The following is a 6215-nucleotide window of genomic DNA, read 5'->3' as shown; positions in this document are numbered from 1 at the left end:
ATTGTGCAAATCACCTGGACCAAAGTCTTTATTCTGATTGCCGCGTTCTGTGGCATGGCGCTGCTCACCTGGATCATTCAGTACACCAAACTTGGCCGCATCTGCCGTGCCGTTCAGCAGGATCGGCGCATGGCATCGATTCTCGGCATCAATACTGACCGCGTGATTTCGCTGGTGTTTGTCATCGGCGCAGCCATGGCCGGACTGGCGGGCGTGCTGGTGACCATGAACTACGGCACGTTTGATTTTTATGCGGGATTCATCATTGGTATCAAAGCCTTTACGGCGGCAGTACTGGGCGGTATCGGTTCTCTACCCGGTGCCATGCTCGGTGGACTGTTGCTTGGGGTAGCGGAAGCGCAGTTTGCGGGGCTGGTTAACTCTGACTACAAAGATGTGTTCTCGTTTTCGCTGCTGGTGGTGATTTTAATCTTCCGTCCGCAGGGACTGCTGGGTCGTCCGCTGGTCGCAAAAGTGTGAGGAAGCCACGATGAATGCAATGACGCAAAAAGCGGGCGTGCGTGAAGCATTGCTCGACACACTGCTGGCGGGAGTGATTGCGCTGGTGGTGTTTGGCCCGATCGTGGGCGTGGTGCTGGAGGGTTACAGCTTCACACTGTCGCCGCAACGTGTGGCGCTGTTAGTGGGATTAGTGATGGCAGGGCGCTTAATGCTCAGCCTGTTCACCCGTACGTCCTATGGACAACGCTTTACACGCAAGTTTGAAGGCCATGACGATGGCGTATATGTCCGCGAACCGGGTTATCGCTCGCGGATGCGCTGGATATTGCCGCTGTTATTGATTGCTGCATTTGCCTTTCCATTTCTATCGAGTAAATACCTGTTAACCGTGGCCATTCTGGGGCTGATTTATGTGCTGCTAGGGCTAGGGCTCAATATTGTGGTGGGGTTGGCGGGATTACTTGATTTGGGTTATGTCGCATTTTATGCCATCGGCGCTTATGGCCTGGCACTGGGCTACGAGCACCTCGGCCTGGGATTCTGGAGTATGTTGCCGATCGCGGCATTAATGGCGGCCTTTGCCGGAGCGCTGCTGGGGTTTCCGGTGCTGCGCATGCATGGTGACTATCTGGCGATTGTGACCCTCGGCTTTGGTGAAATCATCCGTCTGGTCTTAACCAACTGGTTGTCGTTTACCGGTGGACCCAATGGCGTATCGGTTCCTTCCCCGACATTTTTCGGCCTAGAATTTGCTCGCCGGGCGCGGGACGGGGGCGTGCCTTATCACGAGTTTTTGCATCTCGATTACAACCCTAATATGAAATTCATCTTCATCTATGTGGTGCTGGTACTCGTGGTGCTGCTGGTGCTGTTGATCAAGCATCGGTTAACGCGCATGCCAATTGGCCGCGCCTGGGAAGCATTGCGGGAAGATGAAATTGCCTGCCGCGCCATGGGGCTTAATCATGTACTGGTCAAACTCTCCGCCTTTATGTTGGGTGCCTCGACGGCCGGGATTGCCGGGGTGTTTTTCGCCAGCTATCAGGGGTTCGTGAATCCAACTTCCTTTACTTTCTTCGAATCGGCGTTAATCCTGGCGATTGTGGTTCTGGGGGGAATGGGCTCGACACTGGGCGTGGTGCTTGCCGCTTTTGTACTGACGGTCGCGCCTGAACTGCTGCGAAGTTTTGCCGAATATCGTGTGCTGCTGTTTGGCATGCTGATGGTGTTAATGATGATTTGGCGACCACGCGGATTGGTTCGTACTGCACGTGTGGGTGTTCCGCTGCGGAAAGGAGTACGCCATGAGTGATGCCATTCTACAAGTTGATCATTTAATGATGCGCTTCGGCGGCATCAAAGCCCTGAACGATGTCAGCCTTTCTGTGGCGCGCGGTTCGGTTACCTCATTAATCGGCCCGAACGGGGCGGGAAAAACCACGGTGTTCAACTGCCTGACCGGGTTTTATCGCGCCACCGGCGGGCGCATCATACTCAATGCCCAACAGCGCAGTACCGATGTGATCCAGGTGCTGGGGCAAAAAATTCATCCGCAGGACTGGCTTCATCCGGCACGGCTGGGATCGCGTGTGTGGTACAAAATGTTTGGCGGCGCGCACCTGGTTAACCGCGCTGGGCTGGCGCGTACCTTCCAGAATATCCGCTTGTTCCGCGAGATGTCGGTGGTAGAGAACCTGCTGGTGGCGCAGCATATGCAGGTGAATCGTCAACTGCTGGCCGGCGTATTGAATACCCGTGGTTATCGCGAAGCCGAAAACCGCGCGCTAGACCGCGCGTTCTACTGGCTGGAAAATGTGGATTTGGTCTCCAGCGCCAATCGACTGGCTGGCACGCTCTCGTATGGTCAGCAGCGCCGACTGGAGATTGCGCGTGCCATGTGCACGCGACCGGAACTGATTTGTCTGGATGAGCCGGCCGCGGGATTAAACCCGGTCGAAACCGATGCGCTGAGTCAGATATTGCATCGCTTACGCGCTGATCACCGTATCAGCGTGTTGTTGATTGAGCACGACATGCCGATGGTCATGCGCATCTCCGATCACATTGTGGTACTGGATCATGGCGATGTCATTGCACAGGGGACGCCTCAGCAAATTCGCCACGATCCCAACGTTATCGCCGCTTACCTCGGCGCAGATGAGGAGAGCGACCATGACTGAACCGATGTTGAGTTTTGAACAGGTGGACGTGTTTTATGGTCCGGTTCAGGCGCTCAGGCAGGTTTCCCTGACGGTGAACCAGGGGGAAACGGTGGCGTTGATCGGTGCTAACGGCGCGGGAAAATCTACGCTGCTAATGTCGATTTTTGGCCAGCCGCGCATTGCCAGTGGTGACATTCGCTTACGTGGCGAGTCCATCAGCCATCGCAGCACCCATTTCATCGCCGCCAGCGGCATTGCACAAGCGCCCGAAGGCCGCCGCATTTTTCCCGATATGACCGTGGAGGAGAACCTGCTGATGGGCACAATTGCCGTGGGTGACCGCTTTGTGAAAGAGGATAAAGATCGCATGTACCAGCTGTTCCCACGTCTGCTCGAACGCCGCAAACAGCGTGCGATGACACTCTCCGGGGGAGAGCAGCAGATGCTGGCCATTGCGCGGGCGCTGATGAGTCGCCCTAAATTGTTACTGCTGGACGAACCGAGTCTCGGGCTGGCGCCGATTGTGGTGAAGCAAATTTTCAGCATCCTGCGTGAATTGACCCAGCAGGGCATGACGCTGTTCCTGGTAGAACAAAATGCCCGTCATGCGCTGCGACTGGCCGATCGCGGTTATGTGATGGTCAACGGCGAGATCAAACTGAGCGGCAGTGGGGAAGAACTCCTAAATAACGATGAGGTGCGCAGCGCTTATCTCGGTGGTGCAGCGGATCCTGCGGTGGTGGCGACAAAAAGTTTGTAATAATGATTAAATGGTGATGGGAAACACTTTGCATATTTCTCAGTGGCCTATCATCATTATTACTCTTCTTCCTCTCCAAAGTGATTTGGTACTCCCTTGCAAAATCCTGGCGTAGCAGTGATGCGGGCGGTCAGAAATACGGCGTGGTATCCGAAACGTCGCTCTTATCGCACGCTGTTGTGGCGTGAAATTACCCCATTAGCCGTGCCCATCTTTATTGAAAACCTGTGCGTGATGCTGATGGGCGTCCTGAGTACTTTCCTCGTGAGCTGGCTGGGGAAAGAGGCGATGGCGGGCGTCGGTCTGGCCGACAGCTTCAACATGGTGATTATCTCCTTCTTTGCGGCGATTGATCTCGGCACCACGGTGGTGGTGGCCTTTAGCCTCGCCAAGCGCAACGGCAAACGCGCGCGCGCAGCTACGCGGCAGTCGCTGGGCTTGATGACGGTGCTGGCATTCGTGCTGGTGATCGTGATTGAGATCTGGGGACATCTGATTATCGATGTTATCGCGGGCAGCGCGGAACCCAAGGTAAAGGAACTGGCGCTGAGCTACCTGCAAACGTCGGCGTGGAGCTATCCAGCCGCGGCGATCGCTCTGATCGGTAGCGGCTCGCTGCGCGGAGCGGGAAACACAAAAATTCCGATGCTGATTAATGGCGGCATGAACATCCTTAACATCGTGATCAGTAGCGTACTGATTTATGGTGCGATGGGATGGGAAGGGATGGGCTTCGTTGGGGCCGGGTTAGGATTAACCATCTCACGCTATATCGGCGCGGCGGTGGCCATTTATGTGCTGTATCGTGGCATTACGCCGGCGTTAAGAATCAGCATCGCCAGCTATTTCCGACGCTGGGATCGCAACATCCTGATGGAAGTGCTGGGGATCGGGGTGCCGGCCAGTATTGAGTCAGTGCTGTTTAACGGCGGTAAATTGCTGACGCAGATCTTTGTGGCAGGCATGGGCACCAATGAAATCGCCGGTAACTTTATCGCCTTCTCCATTGCCACGTTAATTAACCTTCCGGGCAACGCCCTCGGTTCGGCTTCCACCATCATTACCGGTAAGCGGCTGGGTAAAAATCAGGTGATGCAGGCGGAAAGGCAGATTAAACATGTGTTCTGGCTGGCGATGATTGGGCTGTGCACACTGGCCTTGATCACCGTACCACTGGCGGGCACGCTGGCTAAATTCTACACCCGCGATCCTGAAGTTATTGAAGTCACCAAACATCTCATCTGGCTTAATGCTGCCTTTATGCCAATCTGGACCGCATCCTGGGTGCTGCCTGCTGGTTTGAAAGGCGCGCGCGATGCGCGATACACCATGTATGTGTCGATGTTCAGCATGTGGGGTGCGCGCGTGGTTGCCGGCTACGTGCTGGGGATCATGCTCGGTATGGGCGTGGTCGGGGTGTGGCTGGGCATGTTCCTTGACTGGACAGTGCGCGGTGTGTTCTTCTGGTTCCGTTTGACCAGCGGCAAATGGCTCAATAATTACCGTCGTATGCTGGCGAAGAGCCGGGCATAACGGAGTGGGCCGTCGTAGCAGACGGCGGCCTTCAATATATGCATTAATTGGGATTCTATCGCATATCTAATCGTTTTCGTTATAAAGCAAGTTAGGTTTTACTGTCAGGGTCAACCATTACTGGAGAACCTGACGATGAAAACGACGCTGTCACAGTGGTTCCATCGCCTGATCAACGCCACATCACAACCCGCTGAAGAGCGTGAGTTCGATCTCAGCAATCATATTGATTTGCTGATTCCGGTCAGCCAACTTTATGGCATTGAATTCCATCCGTCGGTGTATCGCTACTATGAGCGATGAACGCCTGCATCACGCTATGCGATACAGTTACTGGAATGAACTGTGCGCGCTGCTTAAAAACCCGCTGCCCTGTCCAGCGGGTTTTTTGTGCTTGAATATTAGCCCTTCCTGACGACTTCTTGAGCAAACCCTGACGCAACCCTCCTGCTGGCACTGATTGTATTAATTATGTAAGGCTACCGTAAAGAAATGTATTCCCAAGCCGTTGCGCTTCATGTAAGAATAAAAAAGTAAATGATAACCATTGGCGTTATCGTTTAAGTGTTGCATCTCAAGGCAGTGGAGATCATGGCACCTTGAGTGTTTTGGTTTGCTTGATGCAATAAGCCCGTCAATAACGATAAGAAATTTACTTTTTAAAATGGATAACAATCGCAATTTGCCGTTTGGCAGTTTCAATTCGCTGACCCTGTTCACCGGGCTATGTATTGGTATTTCTCCTGCTGCTGCTCTGGCCGCTGATAATGCCAACAAAAAATCTGACGACACTTTAGTGGTGACGGCGCAAACGCCTTCTCTGTATGCGCCTAATACTTCTGCCGATCCCAAATTTACCCGTCCGCTGGTGGATACCACCCGCACCATGACGGTCATTCCTGATCAGGTGATCAAAGATCAAGGTGTCAATAACCTGACCGATGCGCTGAAAAATGTGCCGGGGGTGGGGGCGTTCTACGCCGGGGAAAATGGCAGTTCTTCGACCGGTGATGCCGTGTATATGCGTGGCATGGATACTTCAAACAGCATTTACGTGGACGGCATTCGTGATATTGGTAGCGTGACACGCGATACCTTTAATACTCAGCAGATTGAAGTGATTAAAGGGCCGTCTGGCACTGATTACGGTCGTAGCGCGCCGTCGGGTTCAATTAATATGATCAGTAAGCAGCCGCGTCTGGATACGGGCCTGGATGCGTCGGCCAGTGTCGGTAGTGCGTGGATGCGCCGCGGTACGCTGGACTATAACCAGGCCATCAACGACAACAGCGCGTTTC

General features: G+C 54.0%; 6 protein-coding genes and 1 pseudogene. All 7 read left to right on the top strand.

Features of this window, described 5'->3' with window-relative positions:
• Window positions 1–480, top strand: a pseudogene (locus tag H7A81_RS24925) (branched-chain amino acid ABC transporter permease LivH); the annotation flags it as partial.
• A 10-nt stretch (window positions 481–490) separates the two neighbouring features.
• Window positions 491–1774, top strand: a complete 1284-nt coding sequence (livM, locus tag H7A81_RS24920; RefSeq protein ID WP_182059059.1) for a high-affinity branched-chain amino acid ABC transporter permease LivM — start codon at window positions 491–493, stop codon at window positions 1772–1774.
• Window positions 1767–2642, top strand: coding sequence for an ABC transporter ATP-binding protein (locus H7A81_RS24915; RefSeq protein ID WP_097116732.1), 876 nt, complete (start codon window positions 1767–1769; stop codon window positions 2640–2642). Before livM ends, H7A81_RS24915 begins: the two co-directional genes overlap by 8 nt.
• Window positions 2635–3384, top strand: a complete 750-nt coding sequence (locus H7A81_RS24910) for an ABC transporter ATP-binding protein (RefSeq protein ID WP_097116733.1) — start codon at window positions 2635–2637, stop codon at window positions 3382–3384. Before H7A81_RS24915 ends, H7A81_RS24910 begins: the two co-directional genes overlap by 8 nt.
• Window positions 3385–3504: 120 nt before the next feature.
• A complete protein-coding gene (locus H7A81_RS24905) occupies window positions 3505–4917 on the top strand; it encodes an EmmdR/YeeO family multidrug/toxin efflux MATE transporter (RefSeq protein WP_182059058.1) in 1413 nt (470 codons plus the stop codon).
• A gap of 135 nt (window positions 4918–5052) precedes the next feature.
• The gene (locus tag H7A81_RS24900; RefSeq protein WP_166932180.1) at window positions 5053–5220 is read left to right on the top strand and encodes a hypothetical protein; all 168 of its coding nucleotides are present in this window, start codon (window positions 5053–5055) and stop codon (window positions 5218–5220) included.
• A gap of 361 nt (window positions 5221–5581) precedes the next feature.
• Window positions 5582–6215, top strand: a 634-nt coding sequence (locus tag H7A81_RS24895; RefSeq protein WP_182059057.1) for a TonB-dependent receptor plug domain-containing protein, incomplete at its 3' end; no start/stop codon positions are given.

Origin of the sequence: Pantoea sp. ME81 (assembly GCF_903970985.1) — a bacterium.
Classification (GTDB): domain Bacteria; phylum Pseudomonadota; class Gammaproteobacteria; order Enterobacterales; family Enterobacteriaceae; genus Pantoea; species Pantoea communis.
The sequence above is the reverse complement of the archived record's forward strand: the minus strand, read 5'-3'. Positions and strand labels throughout refer to the sequence as shown.

What these genes read in the sequence shown, in the direction of transcription:
- livM (WP_182059059.1), top strand. Translation starts at nt 491, where the DNA reads ATGAATGCAATGACGCAAAAAGCGGGCGTGCGTGAAGCATTGCTCGAC.
- H7A81_RS24905 (WP_182059058.1), top strand. Translation starts at nt 3,505, where the DNA reads ATGCGGGCGGTCAGAAATACGGCGTGGTATCCGAAACGTCGCTCTTAT.
- H7A81_RS24900 (WP_166932180.1), top strand. Translation starts at nt 5,053, where the DNA reads ATGAAAACGACGCTGTCACAGTGGTTCCATCGCCTGATCAACGCCACA.
- H7A81_RS24915 (WP_097116732.1), top strand. Translation starts at nt 1,767, where the DNA reads ATGAGTGATGCCATTCTACAAGTTGATCATTTAATGATGCGCTTCGGC.
- H7A81_RS24910 (WP_097116733.1), top strand. Translation starts at nt 2,635, where the DNA reads ATGACTGAACCGATGTTGAGTTTTGAACAGGTGGACGTGTTTTATGGT.